We start from the raw sequence: 17,128 nt of genomic DNA on the forward strand, positions 1-17,128 counted from the left end.
GCGTGCGACGGCGTGGGGAGGGGGACGGGCGGTGTTCGGCCGTCCGCGGGCGCGTCACGGGGCCGGTTCCGCTGGTCATCCCGTACGAGGACGTGAATCTCGTCTCTCCCGTCCGAAGGGCGGGGCGTTCTCGCCGGCTGGACCGCCGGTCAGGTGCGCAGGGACTCCAATATGCGGGTGAGGGCGGCCTTGGTGTCGGCGAGGGCGCCGGGGTCGGTCGAGGTGGCGAGCCACAGGGCGGCCTCGTTCATGGCGCCGGAGAGCAGGTGGGTCAGGGGGGCGATCGGTTGCCTGGCGATGACGCCGGCCTCGATCAGGCGGGTCAGCGCGTCGGTGAGGTGGCGGGCTGAGGCGGCTTCGTCGAACGCGCGCCACTCGTTCCAGCCGAGTACGGCGGGGCCGTCGATCAGCATGATCCGCTGGATGTCCGGGTCGGCGCTCGCGGTGAGGAAGGCGTGGCATCCGGCGACGAACTGGTCCCAGGGATCCGGCTCGGCGTCGGCGGTCGTGGCCACGCGCCGGCCGACCTCGTCCTGCACCTGCGCGAGGACGGCTCGGAACAGCGCCATCTTGTCATCGAAGTGGTGGTAGAGGGCGCCCTTGGTGACGCCGACGGCGTTGACGATCTGGGACAGGCCCACGGCGCCGTAGCCCTCGGCCGCGAACAGCCGCCTGCTCTCCCGCAGCAGTGCGCGTCTGGTCTGTTCGCGTTGCTCGGCTCTGCTCATGTCGCTCCTCGGGCTGTTGACATACCGATGGTACGCCAAATAGCTTTCGCATACCAACGGTATGCGAAAAGGGTTCGCCATGATTCTGACCAGCTTCTATCCGGTCGTCTGCACCAAGCGCCTGGCCGAGAGCCGGGACTTCTACGTCGGCCTGTTCGGCTTCGAGCCGACCTTCGAGGCGGACTGGTACGTGAGCCTGCGGCGGCCCGGCGCGCGGCCGTACGAGCTGGCCCTGCTCGACCACGAGCACCCGACGCTGCCCGAGGCGTACCGGGCGCCGGTGCGGGGGCTGCTGCTCGATTTCGAGGTGGAGGACGTCGACGCGGAGTGGGAGCGGCTGGTCGTACGGCACGGCCTGCGGCCCGAGCTGGAGCTGCGTAGCGAGGGCTTCGGGCAGCGGCACTTCATCGTCGCCGATCCGAGCGGGGTGCTGATCGACGTGATCACGCCGATCGAGCCGTCCGCCGAGTACGCGGAGCAGTTCAGGGCGGGCTAGGGGATGATCACTTCCTGGGCCGGGCCGGGCCGACCGCCGCGGGGGCGAGGCCGAGCAGGACGGAGGGCCCGGTTCCAGGTCATGGAGCCGGACCTTTTGCCATTGCCACCTGGAAGATCCTTCGAACGGGTCCGGAAGGTGACCCTGGGTTCCTGGCCGGAAACCCAGCGGATGGCTCAGGCGGGGACGGGCTCCTGGCCGACGGCTTCAAAGGGGGGATAGCTCTCGCCGGCCATCCGTTCGGCCGCGTCGATGTAGTCGGCGAGGGCGTCGCGGGATCGGGCGAGCCTGTCCATCTGATCGTCCAGTCGCCGCAACCGTGACCGCATCGCGGCCAGCAACTCGGGACATCCGAGTAGCTCCGGGGCTTCTCCGGCCGCGCAGGGCAGCAGGTACGCGATGTCCTCGGAGGACAGGCCCGCACCGAGCAGGTGCCGGATCTGCTTCACCCGCAGTACGGCGTTCTCGTCGTACTCGCGGTAACCGTTCGCGCCGCGGTCCGCCTCCAGCAGCCCCTGGGCTTCGTAGTAGCGCAACTGATGGGTGTTCACGCCCGTCCGGCGACTCAGTTCCCCGATCAGCATCGAGACCTCACTTGACCTTCACACCGGTATCAACGTTGACGATGCTGCCATGAACAGCAGAACCGACACACCCGTGACGGTCATCGGACTCGGGCTGATGGGCCGGGCGCTCGCCGGCGCGTTCCTGAGAGCCGGGCATCCCACGACCGTGTGGAACCGCACGACCTCCAAGGCCGACCAGCTGGTGGCCGAGGGCGCACGGCTGGCGCCGACGGTTGCCGACGCGCTCGGGGCGGGTTCCCTGACGATCATCTGCGTCACCGACTACCAGGCCGTGTACGAGCTGCTCGGCGCGAGCGACGGCGAGCTGGACGGCAAGACGTTGATCAACCTGACCTCGGGCGACTCGACCCAGGCCAGGGAAGCCGCACAATGGGCCGGGCAACGCGGCGCCCACTACCTGGACGGCGCCATAATGGCCATCCCATCGGCGATCGGGACCGCCGAGGCGGTGATTCTGCACAGCGGGCCGCGGCCGGACTTCGAGGCGCACAGGTCGACGCTCGACGCGCTTGGCACCGTCACCTACCTCGGTGCGGACCAGGGGCTGGCGTCCCTGTACGACGTGGCCGGCCTCGCCATGATGTGGAGCGTCCTGAACGCCTGGCTCCAGGGCACCGCCCTGCTCAGGACGGCCGGGGTCGACGCCGCGACGTATGCGCCGTTCGCGCGGCAGATCGCTGCCACTGTTGCCGAATGGCTGCCCGGGTACGCCGAGCAGATCGACAGCGGCTCCTTCCCGGCCGAGGTGTCGGCCCTGGAGACCGACGCGCGGGCGATGGCACACCTGATCGAGGAGAGCGAGACGGTGGGTGTCAACACCGAACTGCCAAAGCTGTTCAAGTCGATGGCCGACCGCTCGATCGCCGCCGGACACGGTGGGGAGCAGTATCCGGTGCTGATCGAGGAATTCAGCAGACCCCGTAAGAACTGACCAGCCCCGGCGCCGGGTTCTCAGCGGTCTCGGTGAAGCCGACTCCGTGCGGTCCGTGGGAAGCGATCATCTCCACCCCGGGAGGCGATCTCCCAGGGCACCGGCCCACCCCGGCTCGCCCCCGCCCGTGAACACCCCGCAGGGCGGAAGGCCCGGCTCCAGCTCCTGGGGCCGGGACTTCGACAGCTCACGAAGCCGGGCCTTCGACGCTTTCGCGCTGCTCAGAGCAGATCTGCCGCAGGCGGATCGCGTCGACGTCGATCCGGAACGCCCCACATGATGGACGCATGGGCGAAGAATCGAAACTTCCACTTTTCGACGCGCGGGTGAGACGTCAGCTTTACGAAGAGCGTGTTCTCGTTCTCGACGGTCCTCTCGATGACGACAACGGGACGTTGCTCGCCACGCAACTGATAGCGCTCGCCACGCAGGACGCGTCGGCCGATATCGCATTGTGGATTCATTCCCCGGGCGGCTCGGTTCCATCGATGCTTGCGATCCGTGACATCATGCGGCTCATTCCCTGCGACGTGTCGACCCTCGCAATGGGTATCGCATACAGCGCCGGGCAGTTCCTGCTGTCATCGGGTACCCGAGGGAAGCGCCGCGCCCTGCCGCACGCACGTGTCCTGATGCACCAGGGCTCGGCCGGGATCGGTGGCACCGCGGTCGACATCGAGCTGCAGGCCGACGACCTCCGGCACACTCGCGACACGGTGCTCGGTCTCATCGCCGAGGACACGGGTCAGCCCGTGGAGCGCATATTCGAGGACTCCCTGCACGATCGCTGGTACACGGCGCAGGAGGCACTGGACTACGGCTTCATCGACGCGATCGTCCAGAGCTTCGACGAAATAGCGCCACGCAGCCGCCCGCGGTCCGGATTCGGCGTCACCGAAGGAGTCGGTAAGTGAGCACGTACACGATCCCCAACGTCATCGCCCAGAATCCGCGTGGCGAGCGGATCATGGATGTCTACTCGCACCTTCTCACCGAGCGAATCGTCTATCTGGGGACCGCGATCGACGCGGGCGTCGCGAACGCGCTCATCGCACAGCTTATTTTTCTGGAGTCCGACAACCCCGAGGCCGGCATACAGTTCTATATCAACTGTGAGGGCGGGGACCCGAGCGCGATGCTCGCGATATATGACACCATGCGCTATATCCGCCCGCAGGTTGAGACGACCTGCGTCGGGCAGGCCATCGCGGTGGGCGCCGTCCTTCTCGCCGCGGGCGCCGAAGGAAAGCGTGCCGCTCTCCCGCACGCACGAGTGATCCTGCACCAACCGGCCGCTCAGGGGCGCGGAACGATCCCCGATCTCATCTTGCAGGCCGACGAGGTCGTACGTATCCGAGCGGACATCGAGCGCATACTGTCACGGCACACGGGTCAGACCGTCGAGACCCTGCGCGCCGACACCGACCACGATCGCGTGTTCACCGCGACCGCGGCCTTGGAGTACGGGCTCCTCGATCAGATCATCGAGGAGCGCTCATAGGCTCGTGAACGATCCCGGCTGGCCGCGTCAAGCGGCCAGGGCGTACGCCGCCGAGCAGGTGGCACCCCTCGACGTGCTGTTCTGAGCGGACCGCAGGCTCTCTGCGACGGCAAGGGTCAGATCGACCAGGGTGACGTCCAGCGCGCCGGCGACCGCGGCGATCATCTCGCTCGATGGCTCTTTGACGCCTCGTTCCATCTCGGAGAGATACTGCGGCGAGACGCCGGCGCGACGCGCCGTCTCGCTCAGCTTCTCGCCCCGCTCGTGACGAAGACCTCTGAGACGCTCACCGAGCACGTGCCGCCACAGCGGCTCGCGAGCCGGAGACGGCTTGGGGGCGGTCCGATCGGTCGCCGGACGTAGCGGCGGGACAGAGGAGGCCATACCTCACCATAGGTAGGCGACGCGTTCGAGTTCTGCCGGCTTCGCGCAGAGCGGAACCGTCCCCGCCTCCTCCGTCCGGACCCTCGGGGCCGGTGAGGATCGCGACCCGTCTGGACGTGACCCAGGTCAGGGGCCGTTCCCGAGAGGCCGGGAGCGGCCTCTCGCGTTGCCGTGCGACCACGCGTCCTCGACGATCGCCGCGGAAACGGCCCGCCGTTCGTGGTCCTGGAGACGGGCGCGGCGAACGGCCACCCGGGGGCGCTCCGCCCCGTACGCGAGACGCTCGGCTGGGAGACAGCCGAGCGTCCGCGTCTTCTATCTTCGAACTTCGCCGGAACGCCGGGCCGGCGCCCTCACGCGGGCACGATGAGTCCCGCGGACACCAGGGCCGCGAGGCCCGCCTCCAGGCGTTCGTCTGTGACGTCCCCCGTCGCCGCGCGGTACCGGCTCCGGATGGAGTCGATGTCCCCGCCGTCGCAGAGGGCGTAGATGGCCCAGGCGTGCTCGTTGAGCCAGCGGAACCGCGGGGGTTCCGGAGAGAACGCGAGCAGTTGCCGGTGCTCGGGAATCGGGCACGCGAAGACCGGCTCCGCCTTCCGGTATCCCGAGACCGGGACCGAGACCGGGACCGGGACCGGCTCGTCCGACACCGGGCGCCGAGCCGGTTCCGGGAGCGCCGTGTCGGCCGCGCCTCCGGGCTCGCCCGTCCCGGCGGCCACCGCGGGTCCGCCCGCGGATCCGGTCCCCGGCGCGAGAGCGTCCAGCGCCTCCAGCAGCCAGTCCACGAACCGCCCGCCCTCGGGGGTCAGCTGGTCGCGGTACGTCTCGGCCGCCTGCCGGCCGAGGTATCGCGCGCGCTGCAGGCCGGTGAGGTAATCGCCGGTCTCCGCCGCCTCGCTCCCCTCGGTCGGCGCGTCGACGACCTCGGTCTTCGGCGGCTCGCCGTACCGGTCGCGCAACTCGGCCGGGGCATCGGCCGCCGCCGCGCGGAAGAGCACCATGTGGACGTACACGTGCAGGGCGAAGAGCACCCGGGTCAGGGCCCATGAGCTGATCCGCCATGGGATGGGCACCGTCTGGTCGGGGTCGCGCACCATGGAGCACGTCCGCAGGATGTCGAACAGCTTGAGATGCAGACCCTCGTGGAGCAGGATCTCCGCGGTCATCCACGGGTCGCCGAGCTGTTCCGGCGCCATGAGGACGGCGGACGGCAGCGGATCGCCACCCGCGAGCGAGTTGAACGGACCGTCCGTCATCTCGCCGCGCGCGAATCCCACGAGCGAGATGTGCGGGAGGACCCCGGCGGCCGCGTTGGGCAGGAGATCGGCCAGCAGCGCCCGGCCCCGATGGAGCGCCACGAGCATGTCCTCATCCGGGACGACCCTGCCGGCGTCACGGGCGTCGGCGAGGGACCCGGCGAGGAGTTCCTCCAGCCGGTCCGCCACGACCTGTTCGGCGGGGGAGGCCGGCCGCAGCTCGGTCCACACCCACGCGGGGCTCCGGTCGGGGGACAGCAGGACCGCGGGGGCGGTCAACCGTTCGCAGGGGCCCCGGCCTTCGGAGAAGGCGCCCAGATCGAGGGCGAGGTAGTGCGCGAGCGAGCCGGGCTCGGCGGCCCCGTTCTCCAGGGCGACGACGTCGTCCTCGAAGGCGTTCCGCAGGACGGGGTCGTACATCATCGGGCGCAGCGCCGCGTCGTCCAGCTCGGCGAGCTGCTTGAAAAGCGGCGCGGCGTCGGGTAGGCGTCCGGCCAGGACGGTCAGTCCCAGGCGGTAACGGGCGATGTTCTTGGCTTCGATGACGGTGCTGGCCCCGAACTCGGGGTCGGATGCCAACGCCAGGTCGGCCTGTTCGGTGAGGTTCAACGTGCCGCCGTCCTCCGCAGCTTGCCAGGGTGTCTGGGACGGCGGTACGGGCACGCCCGTACCGCCGCCGGTCGAGTCGTCTCAGACGGTCACTGCTGCGGCGACGCCGGGGCCCCGTAGGCGGGGTACCAGGCGCGCTCGTGCGAGGAGTCGGTCAGCACGGTCGGCTGCCCGTCGGTCCTCAGGGAGAAGGCAGGCGGGGTCACGTTCTGGGTGGGCATGGTTCCTCCGTCGGTGTCGGTACGGACCACGGTCGCCGCACCGTTTTCCCGGTGCGACTCGGCAAGGTTCACCCACCGGCGCATAACGGGCGCATAACCTCATGCCGGCTCAGACGGCCGCTATCAACGCCCGGACCTCGTCCGCCTCCGGATCGTCCAGTTCTTCGAGGACGGCCAGGGCGCGGTGGAGACGATCGAGGGCGGCCTCCGTCCGCCCCGTCTCCCGCAGCAGCCGCGCGACGCTCCGCAGCGTCGACGCCTCGCCTTTGAGGTCCCCTGAACGGCGCAGGACGGCGACGGCCTGTTCGAAGTGGCGCAGGGCGTCGCCGGGCCGTCGCAGGCCCTCGTACGCCTGCGCCATGCAGTCCAGGCCGTAGCCCTCTCCCCGCGGATCCTCGATCGCGCGCCAGATGCCGAGCGACTCCCGGGACCAGCGGATCGCCTCCTCGAACTCGTTCTGATGCAGGCACACGTATCCCAGGTTGATGAGCGCCGAGGCCTCGCCGTACCGGTCCTCGTCCGCCCGTACCTGGGCGAGGGACTCATGGAGGCATTCCCTGGCCTCGTCGTAGCGGTGGATCTGCGTATAGGTGATCGCCAGTCCGATGATCGCTCTCCCCGAGATCTCCCCTTCCCCCGCGCTCCGCTGGAGGTCGATCGCCCGCCGGATGGCGTCGATGGCCTCGTCGTATCTCCTTCGCTCGCGCAGCGCGCTCCCCATCGCGATCAGGATCGCCGCCTCGTCGGAGGCCCGGCCGCTGCGGTGCGCGGCGTCGATGCCGTTCCGGTGGACCTCCATCTGCTCCGCCCAGCGGCTCCTGATGTAGAGGTAGTCGAGCAGGTTGCGCGAGAGCAGCGAGACGAGGGTGAGATGCCCGGCCTCGACGCCCGTGCGCACCGACGCCACGAGGTTCACCCGTTCGAGCTCGTACCAGGCCAGCGCTTCCTCGCGGGTGACGAAGACGAGGGCCGGGCACCGGCCGGGCTCGCCGTCGGGGAGATGCGGCTGAGCGTCGGGGGTGAGCATGGATCTTCCCGCAGCCGCCGTGCGCAGGTACCAGTCCAGGAGCCGGTGGGTGGCCGTCGCGCGTTCGCCCGGCTCCTCCTCCGCCATGCTGTGGGCGGCGTAGACCCGCACCAGATCGTGGAAACGGTAACGGCCGTCACCGGTGACTTCGAGCAGATGGCAGTCGGCCAGCGCGTCGACGAGCGGCCCGGCCTCGTCCGGAGTCAGGTCGCAGAGGGCCGCGGCCGCCTCAGGGCCGAACTCGGGGCCGGGGTGGAGGCTCAGAAGCCGGAACATCCTGGCGGCCTCCGCGGGGAGCGCCCGGTACGACCAGGAGAGGACGGCGCGGATCGAGGTGGCGCCGTCATCGTCGACCTCGAGTACGTCGAGGCGACTGCGCTCGTCGGCCAGATCGTCGGCCAGAGCCGTGAGGGACGGCCCGGGGGCGATCATGGCCCTCTCGGCCGCGATCCGCAGCGCCAGCGGAAGACAGCCGCACAGCCGGGCGAGGCGGTGCGCGGCGGCGGGTTCGGCGTCCAGCCGATCTGCGCCGATGATCCTGCCGAGCAGTTCCACGGCCTCGGCCGGTGACAGCGCGCCGAGGGTCAGGCGGTGCGCGCCGTCCCGGGCGACGAGGCCGGCCAGGCGGTTGCGGCTGGTCACCACGGCCAGGCAGCCCGGTTCGCCCGGCAGCAGCGGGCGGACCTGCTCCGCGTCGACGGCGTTGTCGAGGACCACGAGCATCCGTTTGCCCGAGAGCAGACCGCGGTAGAGGGCGGCGCGCCGGTCCTCCTGCTCGGGGACCTCGCCGGGGTCGACTCCGAGAGCCTGGAGCAGGTACTCCAGGGCATCACCGGAGGACATCGGCGGACGGGACGGGTCGAAGCCGCGCAGGTCCACGAAGAGCTGCCCGTGTGGGAACCGCCCGGCGGCGTGGTGCCCGAAGTGCACCGCCAAGGCGGTCTTGCCCACTCCGCCGCCTCCGGCGATCGCGGAGATCACCACGGCGCTCGCGTCGATCCGCTCGGTCACGTCGGTGAGTCGCTCCAGCTCGGCGAGCTGGTCCGCTCTCCCGGTGAAATGGCTGACCGCCCTCGGCAGATGCCAGGGCGCCGCGGCGTTCCCCTGCCTCCGCGGAACCGGACGCGGCCCCGGCGACTCCGATTCGGCGGCCAGGATGCTGCGGTGCAGCTCCTGGAGTTCCGCGCCGGGGGCGATGCCGAGCTCTTCCGCCAGTGTTCCGCGGGCCTGGAGGAACGCCTCCAGGGCGTCGCCCTGCCGCCCGGCCTGGCACAGGCCCCGCATCAGGAGAGCCCACAGGCGTTCCCGTAACGGGTGCTCGACGACCTGGGCGCGCAGCTCGGGCAGAACGTCCTCGTGGTGGCCCAGACCCAGCCGTGCGTCGAACCACTCCTCCAGCGCGGCGATCCGGTGTTCACGGAACCGCGTGGCCGCGGCCGTGAAGATCGGGTACGGAGGGACGTCCTGCAGGGGCTCGCCCCGCCAGAGCGCCAGCGCCTGGCCGAGCAGGCCGACGATCTCCTCGGGGTCGGTCCGCTCCCGGGCCTGCCGGACGAGGCCGGTGAAGACGTCCAGGTCGAGTTCTCCCGGCCGGACCTCGATCAGGTATCCCCGGCCGGACCGCCCGACGATCCGCGACGCCTCAGTGCCCAGCCTCCGGCGCAGCGCCGTCAGATGCTGGCGGAGGTTGGGCCCGGCGGACGCGGGTGGTTCCTCGCCCCAGACGGCGTCGACCAGGTGGTCCACCGTGACGGGGCGATTCGCCGACAACAGCAGCGCGGTGAGCAGCGCCCGCTGTCTCGTGCCGGGTAAGGGCACGGCCGCGCCGTCGATGAGGACCTCCGTGGGCCCCAGTAAACGAAACCGCATCGCCCGTTCCTCCGATCGATCACGCCTGCGGAAGGATGGCACCCCGGATCGACGGCACGGCTGATCGCCGTGGTGGTCTGGGTGCTCGCGCCTCACCACACGGCCCTGCGCGACCCCCGGCGCGACGCGGCCGTTTCTACTGCCCGGAACACACATTTCGGACCGGTTTATTGGCGAAGACAAGATATGGTCCTCACGCCACTTGATCAATTGTTTCGGCGCGCACCGGATCCGCGGTCGACGTGCTCCCGCTCATCGCCTGCGACGTCGTGAACGGTCGGCGCAGTGCGTGCCCGGACGCGCTCGGCCCGCCGGCCGAGGTCGGACCTCTCGTATTCCGTGAATGCGTGCCCGGACGTGCTCGGCTCGCCGGCCGGGGGCGAACTTCTCGTATTCCGTGAACGGGCGGTCCCGATGGTTTAGGGTGCGGCGGTGAGCGTGATCGATTGGTTGTTCGAATCCGACCCCGCCATCCGCTGGCAGGTGCTGCGCGACCTCACCGGCTCCTCGCCCGGCGAGGTCGCCGCCGAGCGGGCGCGTGTGGAGCACGAGGGCTGGGGCGCCCGTCTCCTGGCGCTTCAGGGCCCCGACGGGTCGTGGGACGGCGGCGCCTGCTTCCCGGCGTCCTACACCGGCGGCGAGCCCGGGCAGCCCTGGACGCCGACGATGCACACCCTGCAGACCCTGCGGATCCTCGGGCTCGACCCGGCGTCGGAGGCGGCAGGCCGCGCGATCCCGCTCGTCGCCGAGCACGGACGATGGGAGCACGCCGGGCAGCGGTACTTCGACGGCGAGGTCGAGCCGTGCATCAACGGCAGGACGATCGAGACCGGCGCCTACTTCGGGGTGGACGTCTCGGCGATCGTGGAGCGGGTCATCGGTGAGCGGCTCGCCGACGGCGGATGGAACTGCGAGGCCGAGAACGGTTCCGTGCGCTCCTCGTTCGACACGACGATCAACGTGCTGGACGGCCTGCTCGAATTCGAGCGCGCGACCGGCGGGTCCGCCGCGGTGCGCCAGGCACGGCGCGGCGGGGAGGAGTACCTGCTCGAACGCGGCCTGTTCCGCCGCAGGAGCACCGGTGAGGTCGCCGACGCGGCGTACCTCGACTTCGCCTTCCCGTACTACTGGCACCACGACGTGCTGCGCGCGCTCGGCTACTTCAGGCGCTCGGGGGCCGAACCGGATCCCCGGATGGCGGAGGCCGTGGAGGTCGTCCGCTCCAAGCGGCAGCCCGACGGCCGCTGGCTGCTCGACCGCGTCCACCCGGGTCGCGTCCACTTCCCCTTCGAGGAGGGCGTGGGGAGGCCGAGCCGCTGGAACACCCTCCGCGCGCTCAGGGTGCTCGACTGGTGGCGGGGCTGACCCCGCACGCGCGTTCTTGCGCCGCCGAGGTCGCTCCCGGAGGATCTGCCCATGAGGCAGGACGTGATCACGACCGAGTGGCTGACCCTGCGACCGTTCACCGCCGCCGACATCCCGTGGGTTCACGAGGTGTCCATGGATCCCGCCCTCCAGCGGTTCGTCGAGCTGCCTTCGCCCTACCGCCTGGAGAACGCCGCGTTCTTCGTCGAGCGGCTCGCCGCCCCGGGATGGGACGGCGGCCGGCGGGTGGAGTTCCTCGCGGAGGAATCCGGTACCGGGACCCGCCTCGGCCGCGTGGGGCTGGGCTCGAAGGGGAACGGCCTGGCCGAGATCGGCTACTGGGTGGATCCCCGGGCCCGCAAGCGCGGGGTCGCCACCGACGCGGTGCGGGCCGTCTGCCGATGGGCCTTCGGAACGCTGAACCTGGAGATCATCGAGTGGCGGTGCGAAGTCGGGAACACGGCGTCGAGGCGAGTCGCCGAGAAGGCGGGGTTCCTGGTCGAGGCGACGCTTCGCAGGCGTCTCTTCCATCGGGGCATGCGCGTCGACGCCTGGGTCGGCTCCCTGCTCCGGGATGAGGCGTACGGTCGACGGCGGTGATCCGCCGGACGAACGCGAGGACCGCCCGTCCACGGGTGGAATGCTGGACGAGGTGCCGATACGGTCCTACCATAACGGCCCATGACTCGATTCAATCACATCGACCTCGTCGAATTCCCGGCGGAATCCACCGAACAACTCCAGGCCGCCAAGGAGTTTTTCGGCCAGATATTCGGCTGGAAATTCCAGGACTGGAGTGACCATTACGCCGACACCGCGGACAGCGGCGTGAGCAGCGGACTCATCGCCGACGCCGGGGAGCGGGCCCGCATGCCATTGGCGGTCGTCCATGTCGACGACCTGGAAGCGGCGTACGAAAAGGTAACCGGCGCCGGTGGAACCATCGTGAAAGAGATATTCTCTTTTCCCGGCGGCCGGCGCTTCCATTTCAGGGACCCGGCCGGCAACGAGCTGGCGGCCTGGTCCGAGTGATCCCGGGCGATCGAGGGTGATCGGGGGCCCGCCGCGGGCCCTTCGCGCGCACGCCGGCCGACGGGCCGGCGTGCGACCGTAAAGCTCTCGGCGGCCGTGTTACGGCTCGCGGGGAACGGGCACCCCAGCTGAGGGACCCTGATTCGTGACTCCTCCACCCTCCGAGGGAGCGGCTCTCGCCTCCCTCGGCCGAGGTGGGCGACGGACAAGCCCTGCCCGCTCCGAACACGCGGGCGGTCGCGGGGAAGCGACTTCCCAGCCGGGCGGACCCGGCAGCCCCCTCGCCAGATTCGATGGAGGCCATCATGGCGGCGAGATCCACATCGGCCGCGCCCGGCAAACGGGGCGGCGGGCTCGGCAAGCTCCGGGATTTGCACGTCACCGTGCCGGTGATCGGCAAGGTGACCCTTCCACCTCCCGAGCACCTCGCCTTCTACGCGGTGCTGGGCGCGCTGGGAGCCCTGGAGATCGTCGACTGGCCCATCGTGCTCGTCATCGGGGCCGGTCACCTCCTGGCCGGGCAGCAGCGCTCCCGTGTCCTGCGCGGGGCCGGGCAGGCCGCCGAGGCGGCGTAGCCGGGCTAAGACTTTTGTGGATCCTTGCCGTGGTGAGGATCCACGAAACAGGTCCCGGGCCCGGGCGGGACGACCTGGTCCAGGCCGTCGATCTGCCAGGTACGGGATCGGAGCACGCCCCGGTGGCGGTACTCACGCATGATCCGCACGTGTGCGCGCAGCCGTACGAACGCCTGGAGATCGTCCTCATCGCGCCACACCGACAGTGAACCGACCCGGCGTCCGGGAAGGTCCGCCCACAGCCACATGCCCACCGCGCCCGGCAGGGTCGGCCACAGGCGGCTCAGCGAGAGGCCGTGCCGGGCGATCCCGGGCAGGTCGAGGAGCCGGTTCGTCCGATAGTCCGTCAGCGCGGCCACCAGCGGGCCCGGGCGGCCGGCCGCCGGACCGGCGATCCAGCGGGTCCTCAGCATGCCGCCGCCGTACGGCGGAGCAGGGGTTCGGCGGCGGCGCGCAGCTCGTCGCTGAGCGGCGTCGGCCGCAGCGTGGCCGGGTCCAGGTTGACGTTGACGCGGTAGCCGTCGGCGTGCACCACCGCGCGGTCGGGCGACAGCACGCGGAAGCCGTACATGTTGCTGGTGCGGCCCATGCGCTCGATCCAGAAGTGCACCACCGGCTCACCGGCCCCGGCGATGGGGGCGTGGTAGGTCACCTTGAACTCGCGCACGGCCAGGAACACGTCTTTGAACGCCGACCGGGCCGGGTCCGTCGCCCAGCCCAGGCGCTGCCAGTACGCGCCGACCGCCCGCTCGACCAGCAGGGCGTACCGGGAGTTGTGCAGCAGCCCCATGGCGTCGAGATCATCGAAATGCACCTGGACCGGCTCGAACACACCGTCTTCAGTCATGGTCAGTCCTCCGGGAGAAGCGCGGGGTCGGGGCAGAGCGCGCGCAGGCGTTGCAGTACGGCGCGGCGGGCGTGGGTGAACGAGGCGTGTCCTTCGTGCAGGCGGGAGTGCGGGACGACCATCTCGCCGAGCGCGTCGATCTCGTAGGCGAGCTGGTCCGGGTCCACGCTCCCGGCCAGTTCGCCCAGCGCCGCGGCCTCGGCCACCTGCCGCCGGACGAACTCCAGCCACTCGCGCATGGCCCGCGCGACGCGGTCGCGCACCGGCCCTGGGCGGTCGTCGAACTCGGCCTGCACGGTGAAGAAGAAGCAGCCGCCGGGCAGCACGCCGTCGCTGTAGAACTTCAGCCGCGCCTCGTGCAGCGCGAACAGCCGTCGCACACCGGCGGGGGCCCGCAGGGCGGGCGCCACCACCGATTCGGCCCACTGGCGGGCGGCCCATTCGACGGCGTCGAGCTGGAGCTGCTCCTTGTCGCGCCAGTGGGCGAAGAACCCGGACTTGCTGGTGCCGGTCGCCGCCGCCAGCCGTCCCAGGGAGAGTCCGTCCAGTCCTTCGACGGAGGCCAGGCTCACCGCCCGCTCCAGGATCGCCTCCCGGCTGCGCGACCCGCGCAGCCGTCGGCCGTCGTGTGTCATGGGCGCCAAACTACATTAACGACCGATCGTTTGTATATCTCCGCGGGAGATCCCGTCCGCCGGAACTTCCATTGGATAGTGAAACTATCCATAATTGGATACTGTAGCTATCCAAAAGGGGTGAGTCTCATGACGTTGATCGTTCTCATCGTGGCCACGCTGGTCTTCCGTCTGCTGGGCGCGGTGCTCCATCTGGCTCGTTTCGCCACCTGGCGGGTGAGCGCCGCGCACGGCCTGGCCGTCATGCTGGTGATGACGGCCAGTGCCCACTTCGTCCCGCCGGGCGTGACCTTCATGCCGAACCACGCCGACATGGTGGCGATGGTCCCGCCGTTCGTCCCGTTCCCGGCCTTCGTGGTCTACCTGACCGGCGTCCTGGAACTGGCCGGGGCGGTGGGTCTCGTGCTGCCGGCCACCCGGCGGGCGGCCGGGATCTGCCTGGCGCTGCTGTTCGTGCTCATGCTCCCGGCCAACGTCCACGCCGCGCTCGCCGGGACGACCCTCGGCGGAGAACCGGCGACGCCGCTGTGGCAGCGCGTCCCCGAGCAGATCCTCTACATCGGCGTGGCGCTCTGGGCCGCGGGCGTCCTGGAGAGGCGTGCCGCCCGTACGGCCCCCGTGAGCGGCGCGTCCCCGGCGCTCTGAGGCTCCCGCCCTCTCCGGGGCGACCGGCGGGACGGATGTCCCGCCGGCCGGAGACCCGTCTCGCCCGGTCGTCCCGGCGTGGGGAGCCGGGGCAGCCGGGTCCGCCCTGTCAGTCGCGGCCGCCCGGCTGGTCCGAGCGGGCCGACTGGAGGAACTCGATGCAGCGGCCCAGCAGGGCGACCAGCGTCTCCCGCTCCTCCGGGCTGAACTCGGCGGCGAGTCCCCGCTCGACCCGCACCGCGCGGGCGTCGCCGTCGGCCAGCACCCGCTCGCCCTTCTCGGTGAGCCGGGTCTCCAGGATGTTCCGGTGCCACTCGTGCGGGGTGCGCTCGATCAGGCCGTTCTCCTGGAGGTTCTTGAGCACGGTGTTCATGGTCGGCGGGGTGACCGCGCACGCCCGGGCGAGTGCGGCGGCCGAGATCCCGGGGTTCCGCGACAGGTGCAGCAGCGCCGCGTACTGCGACACCGTCAGGTGAGCCGGCTTCAGCGCGGACTGCTTGGCCGCGCTGAGCGCCTGCTCCGCCCGCTTGAGGTGGGATCCCAGGCGCTCCGGAACCGGCATCGAGGTCATTCCTGCATGTTAACGGCCTGGAGGATTCGCGGATTGACGATCATTAGAACTCTAATTATCGTTAGAGCTCGATTCGAGCATAGCCATCTAAGAATCTTGAGCAGTCGAATGGAGAAGCCTGTGTTCCGAGTTCGCAGGTCCGTCACCGTCGCGACCGCGGCTCTCGCCGCCGCCCTCGCCTGTGCCCCGGTGGCCCAGGCGGTTCCGGCCGGCCCGGCCACGGCCGTCACCTCCACCGTCGCGGGCGCCATGGCCCCTGCGGCCGATCGGCTCGCGTCGGCCCCCTCCGGGGCGCGCCTCCGGATCTCCACCGCGTACGAGCTGCCGGGGGAGCGGGTCTATCCGGAGGGCATCGCCGCCGACCCGCGCACCGGAGACCTCTACGCCGGGTCGTTCGCCGACGGCACGGTCTTCAGGATGGCCCCGGGACGGCGCACGGCCCAGATCTTCCTGCCGGCGGGCGCTGACGGCCGGCACACCGCCAACGGGCTGAAGGCCGACCGGTTCGGACGGCTGTGGGTGACCGACTCCACCACCGGGGTCTCCGTGTACGACACGCGCAGCCGCCGCCTGCTGGCCCGCTTCGAGGTGCCGGGCGAGGGCGCGCGGTTCGTCAACGACATCGCCGTCACCCCGGACGGCGGCGCCTACCTGACCGACAGCGCCCGCGCCGTGGTCTACCGGGTCACGCCCGACCGGCTGGCCGACGCGGGTGACGAGCCCGTGGCGCTCACCCCCCGGTTCGACCTGGGCGGTCTCCTCGACGCCCACGCGCCCGGCGCGTACACCCTGAACGGGATCGTCGCCGACCCATCCGGGCGATACCTGCTGGTCGTGGACATGGCCGGCGGTGACCTCTACCGGCTCGACACCGGCTCGGGCGCGATCCGCCGGGTCGCGCTGCACGGCGGCGACCTGCGCAACGCCGACGGGCTGGAGCTGCGGGACGGCACGCTCTGGGCCGTCCACAACTCCGACTACGCCATCAGCCGGTGGCGGGTCTCCCGGGACGGCTCCTCGGCCCGGCTGGAGCGGCGGGCGGCCGACGAGGAACTGCGGCTCCCGACGACCCTGGTACGGGTCCGTGGGACCCTCTACGTGATCCGCTCGCAGTTCGACAAGGGCGGCCCGATGGGGGAGGGAACCCCGGAGACGCCCTTCACCGTCGCCGCCGTGCGCGGGATCTGAGCCCTCCGGGATCCGGGCGCTCCTGCCCCGTCCGTCCGGGCGTTCCAGCGGGAGTCACGGCGTAGGCGTAGGCGTCACGGCGGGGGCGTCGCGAAGCCGGCCCCGCCTCACCCGCCCCTACCTCACTCGTCCATGCCTCACCCGCTCGCGCTTCACATGCTCGCGCTTCACATGCTCGCGCTTCACATGCTCGCGCTTCACATGCTCGCGCTTCACCCGCCCGTGCCTCCGGCCGCCCGGCCGAAGGCACGGGCACGCGCGGGCCGCGGCCCGGTGGCGTCGTCGTAGGTCTCGCGGGCGTCGATCAGCTCGTCCCAGTGCTCCTCCGCCCAGGCGCACGCGGCGGCCAGCGGCACGAGCATGCTGCGGCCCAGCGGGGTCAGCCCGTACTCCACGTGCGGGGTGGCCCCGGCGCGGACCGTACGGCTGACCAGGCCGCTGCGTTCGAGGGAGCGCAGCGACCCGGTGAGGACCTTGGGGGTGACGCGACGCAGCGGCACGCGCAGCTCGGAGAACCGGCGCGGCCCGTCTTCGAGGCACCGGATGATGAGCGCCGCCCACTTGTCGCCGAACCGGATCGGGTTGAGCGGGGACGGGCACAGCTCGTCGAACATGTCGGCGGGCAGAGGCTCCCTCATGACCTCACGATAGCCGGTATCCC

General features: G+C 70.8%; 21 protein-coding genes. 10 read left to right on the forward strand and 11 right to left on the reverse strand.

What is annotated here, in order from left to right; genetic code table 11:
* Positions 1-149: 149 nt before the first annotated feature.
* The gene (locus tag IEZ10_RS11115; protein WP_189246403.1) at positions 150-728 is read right to left on the reverse strand and encodes a TetR/AcrR family transcriptional regulator; all 579 of its coding nucleotides are present in this window, start codon (positions 726-728) and stop codon (positions 150-152) included.
* A 79-nt stretch (positions 729-807) separates the two neighbouring features.
* Here IEZ10_RS11115 and IEZ10_RS11120 point away from each other — a divergent pair, with 79 nt between their 5' ends.
* Positions 808-1,224: a VOC family protein gene (locus IEZ10_RS11120; RefSeq protein ID WP_189246404.1), complete on the forward strand. Its 417-nt coding sequence runs from the start codon at positions 808-810 to the stop codon at positions 1,222-1,224.
* A gap of 176 nt (positions 1,225-1,400) precedes the next feature.
* Here the strand turns inward: IEZ10_RS11120 and IEZ10_RS11125 are convergent, their stop codons facing one another.
* Complete coding sequence (locus tag IEZ10_RS11125) at positions 1,401-1,808, reverse strand: MerR family transcriptional regulator (protein WP_189246405.1); 408 nt, start codon at positions 1,806-1,808, stop codon at positions 1,401-1,403.
* A 49-nt stretch (positions 1,809-1,857) separates the two neighbouring features.
* Here IEZ10_RS11125 and IEZ10_RS11130 point away from each other — a divergent pair, with 49 nt between their 5' ends.
* The 3 genes from IEZ10_RS11130 to IEZ10_RS11140 all read left to right on the forward strand — a co-directional run bounded on the left by IEZ10_RS11130 (position 1,858) and on the right by IEZ10_RS11140 (position 4,243).
* On the forward strand, positions 1,858-2,742 hold the full coding sequence (locus IEZ10_RS11130; protein ID WP_189246406.1) for an NAD(P)-dependent oxidoreductase: 885 nt from the start codon (positions 1,858-1,860) through the stop codon (positions 2,740-2,742).
* 287 nt (positions 2,743-3,029) lie between these two features.
* Entirely contained in the window at positions 3,030-3,656 is a 627-nt protein-coding gene (locus IEZ10_RS11135) for a ClpP family protease (RefSeq protein WP_189246407.1), read from the forward strand.
* Positions 3,653-4,243 carry a ClpP family protease gene (locus IEZ10_RS11140; RefSeq protein WP_189246408.1) on the forward strand — a complete coding sequence of 197 codons (591 nt, stop codon included), beginning with the start codon at positions 3,653-3,655 and terminating at the stop codon, positions 4,241-4,243. Before IEZ10_RS11135 ends, IEZ10_RS11140 begins: the two co-directional genes overlap by 4 nt.
* A gap of 27 nt (positions 4,244-4,270) precedes the next feature.
* Here the strand turns inward: IEZ10_RS11140 and IEZ10_RS11145 are convergent, their stop codons facing one another.
* The 4 genes from IEZ10_RS11145 to IEZ10_RS11155 form a co-directional block, all read right to left on the reverse strand.
* The gene (locus IEZ10_RS11145; protein ID WP_189246409.1) at positions 4,271-4,627 is read right to left on the reverse strand and encodes a helix-turn-helix domain-containing protein; all 357 of its coding nucleotides are present in this window, start codon (positions 4,625-4,627) and stop codon (positions 4,271-4,273) included.
* A gap of 353 nt (positions 4,628-4,980) precedes the next feature.
* Entirely contained in the window at positions 4,981-6,492 is a 1,512-nt protein-coding gene (locus tag IEZ10_RS11150) for an aKG-HExxH-type peptide beta-hydroxylase (protein ID WP_189246410.1), read from the reverse strand.
* Positions 6,493-6,581: 89 nt separating this feature from the next.
* Positions 6,582-6,713: a hypothetical protein gene (locus IEZ10_RS39880; RefSeq protein WP_268246297.1), complete on the reverse strand. Its 132-nt coding sequence runs from the start codon at positions 6,711-6,713 to the stop codon at positions 6,582-6,584.
* 109 nt (positions 6,714-6,822) lie between these two features.
* Positions 6,823-9,609, reverse strand: a complete 2,787-nt coding sequence (locus IEZ10_RS11155) for an AfsR/SARP family transcriptional regulator (protein WP_189246411.1) — start codon at positions 9,607-9,609, stop codon at positions 6,823-6,825.
* A 432-nt stretch (positions 9,610-10,041) separates the two neighbouring features.
* Here IEZ10_RS11155 and IEZ10_RS11160 point away from each other — a divergent pair, with 432 nt between their 5' ends.
* The 4 genes from IEZ10_RS11160 to IEZ10_RS11175 all read left to right on the forward strand — a co-directional run bounded on the left by IEZ10_RS11160 (position 10,042) and on the right by IEZ10_RS11175 (position 12,581).
* The gene (locus tag IEZ10_RS11160; protein ID WP_189246412.1) at positions 10,042-10,974 is read left to right on the forward strand and encodes a hypothetical protein; all 933 of its coding nucleotides are present in this window, start codon (positions 10,042-10,044) and stop codon (positions 10,972-10,974) included.
* A 51-nt stretch (positions 10,975-11,025) separates the two neighbouring features.
* Positions 11,026-11,574 carry a GNAT family N-acetyltransferase gene (locus IEZ10_RS11165; RefSeq protein ID WP_189246413.1) on the forward strand — a complete coding sequence of 183 codons (549 nt, stop codon included), beginning with the start codon at positions 11,026-11,028 and terminating at the stop codon, positions 11,572-11,574.
* Between the two features lie 81 nt (positions 11,575-11,655).
* Positions 11,656-12,006 (forward strand): VOC family protein, encoded by a 351-nt coding sequence (locus IEZ10_RS11170; RefSeq protein WP_189246414.1) that lies wholly within the window; start codon positions 11,656-11,658, stop codon positions 12,004-12,006.
* A gap of 305 nt (positions 12,007-12,311) precedes the next feature.
* Positions 12,312-12,581, forward strand: coding sequence for a hypothetical protein (locus IEZ10_RS11175; protein WP_189246415.1), 270 nt, complete (start codon positions 12,312-12,314; stop codon positions 12,579-12,581).
* A gap of 5 nt (positions 12,582-12,586) precedes the next feature.
* Here the strand turns inward: IEZ10_RS11175 and IEZ10_RS11180 are convergent, their stop codons facing one another.
* Genes IEZ10_RS11180 through IEZ10_RS11190 form a run of 3 tightly spaced genes read right to left on the reverse strand, consistent with a single transcriptional unit; the run spans position 12,587 to position 14,063 of the window.
* Positions 12,587-12,994, reverse strand: a complete 408-nt coding sequence (locus tag IEZ10_RS11180) for an antibiotic biosynthesis monooxygenase family protein (protein WP_189246416.1) — start codon at positions 12,992-12,994, stop codon at positions 12,587-12,589.
* Positions 12,988-13,428, reverse strand: a complete 441-nt coding sequence (locus tag IEZ10_RS11185; RefSeq protein WP_189246417.1) for an acyl-CoA thioesterase — start codon at positions 13,426-13,428, stop codon at positions 12,988-12,990. The genes IEZ10_RS11180 and IEZ10_RS11185 overlap by 7 nt, the downstream gene beginning before the upstream one ends.
* A 2-nt stretch (positions 13,429-13,430) precedes the next feature.
* Positions 13,431-14,063, reverse strand: coding sequence for a TetR/AcrR family transcriptional regulator (locus IEZ10_RS11190; protein WP_189246418.1), 633 nt, complete (start codon positions 14,061-14,063; stop codon positions 13,431-13,433).
* A 129-nt stretch (positions 14,064-14,192) separates the two neighbouring features.
* Between IEZ10_RS11190 and IEZ10_RS11195 the strand changes: the two genes are divergently transcribed.
* A complete protein-coding gene (locus tag IEZ10_RS11195; protein ID WP_229811149.1) occupies positions 14,193-14,708 on the forward strand; it encodes a DoxX family protein in 516 nt (171 codons plus the stop codon).
* Positions 14,709-14,817: 109 nt separating this feature from the next.
* Here IEZ10_RS11195 and IEZ10_RS11200 read toward each other — a convergent pair whose 3' ends face one another.
* A complete protein-coding gene (locus IEZ10_RS11200; protein ID WP_229811150.1) occupies positions 14,818-15,279 on the reverse strand; it encodes a MarR family winged helix-turn-helix transcriptional regulator in 462 nt (153 codons plus the stop codon).
* A gap of 120 nt (positions 15,280-15,399) precedes the next feature.
* On the opposite strand from IEZ10_RS11200, the gene IEZ10_RS11205 reads away from it, so the two are divergent.
* Positions 15,400-16,467 (forward strand): SMP-30/gluconolactonase/LRE family protein, encoded by a 1,068-nt coding sequence (locus tag IEZ10_RS11205; RefSeq protein ID WP_229811151.1) that lies wholly within the window; start codon positions 15,400-15,402, stop codon positions 16,465-16,467.
* Between the two features lie 212 nt (positions 16,468-16,679).
* On the opposite strand, the gene IEZ10_RS11210 is transcribed toward IEZ10_RS11205, so the two are convergent.
* Positions 16,680-17,105: a winged helix-turn-helix transcriptional regulator gene (locus tag IEZ10_RS11210; protein WP_189246419.1), complete on the reverse strand. Its 426-nt coding sequence runs from the start codon at positions 17,103-17,105 to the stop codon at positions 16,680-16,682.
* Between the last annotated feature and the right edge of the window lie 23 nt (positions 17,106-17,128).

Source organism: Streptosporangium pseudovulgare, assembly GCF_014648055.1.
In the GTDB taxonomy this organism is placed as follows: domain Bacteria; phylum Actinomycetota; class Actinomycetes; order Streptosporangiales; family Streptosporangiaceae; genus Streptosporangium; species Streptosporangium pseudovulgare.

Bases quoted from the DNA above. Each gene is read 5' to 3' on its own strand.
- IEZ10_RS11135 (WP_189246407.1), top strand. From the start codon at position 3,030: ATGGGCGAAGAATCGAAACTTCCACTTTTCGACGCGCGGGTGAGACGT.
- IEZ10_RS11185 (WP_189246417.1), bottom strand. From the start codon at position 13,428: ATGACTGAAGACGGTGTGTTCGAGCCGGTCCAGGTGCATTTCGATGAT.
- IEZ10_RS39880 (WP_268246297.1), bottom strand. From the start codon at position 6,713: ATGCCCACCCAGAACGTGACCCCGCCTGCCTTCTCCCTGAGGACCGAC.
- IEZ10_RS11170 (WP_189246414.1), top strand. From the start codon at position 11,656: ATGACTCGATTCAATCACATCGACCTCGTCGAATTCCCGGCGGAATCC.
- IEZ10_RS11175 (WP_189246415.1), top strand. From the start codon at position 12,312: ATGGCGGCGAGATCCACATCGGCCGCGCCCGGCAAACGGGGCGGCGGG.
- IEZ10_RS11115 (WP_189246403.1), bottom strand. From the start codon at position 728: ATGAGCAGAGCCGAGCAACGCGAACAGACCAGACGCGCACTGCTGCGG.
- IEZ10_RS11200 (WP_229811150.1), bottom strand. From the start codon at position 15,279: ATGACCTCGATGCCGGTTCCGGAGCGCCTGGGATCCCACCTCAAGCGG.
- IEZ10_RS11155 (WP_189246411.1), bottom strand. From the start codon at position 9,609: ATGCGGTTTCGTTTACTGGGGCCCACGGAGGTCCTCATCGACGGCGCG.
- IEZ10_RS11180 (WP_189246416.1), bottom strand. From the start codon at position 12,994: ATGCTGAGGACCCGCTGGATCGCCGGTCCGGCGGCCGGCCGCCCGGGC.
- IEZ10_RS11125 (WP_189246405.1), bottom strand. From the start codon at position 1,808: ATGCTGATCGGGGAACTGAGTCGCCGGACGGGCGTGAACACCCATCAG.
- IEZ10_RS11120 (WP_189246404.1), top strand. From the start codon at position 808: ATGATTCTGACCAGCTTCTATCCGGTCGTCTGCACCAAGCGCCTGGCC.
- IEZ10_RS11210 (WP_189246419.1), bottom strand. From the start codon at position 17,105: ATGAGGGAGCCTCTGCCCGCCGACATGTTCGACGAGCTGTGCCCGTCC.
- IEZ10_RS11165 (WP_189246413.1), top strand. From the start codon at position 11,026: ATGAGGCAGGACGTGATCACGACCGAGTGGCTGACCCTGCGACCGTTC.
- IEZ10_RS11190 (WP_189246418.1), bottom strand. From the start codon at position 14,063: ATGACACACGACGGCCGACGGCTGCGCGGGTCGCGCAGCCGGGAGGCG.
- IEZ10_RS11145 (WP_189246409.1), bottom strand. From the start codon at position 4,627: ATGGCCTCCTCTGTCCCGCCGCTACGTCCGGCGACCGATCGGACCGCC.
- IEZ10_RS11195 (WP_229811149.1), top strand. From the start codon at position 14,193: ATGACGTTGATCGTTCTCATCGTGGCCACGCTGGTCTTCCGTCTGCTG.
- IEZ10_RS11130 (WP_189246406.1), top strand. From the start codon at position 1,858: ATGAACAGCAGAACCGACACACCCGTGACGGTCATCGGACTCGGGCTG.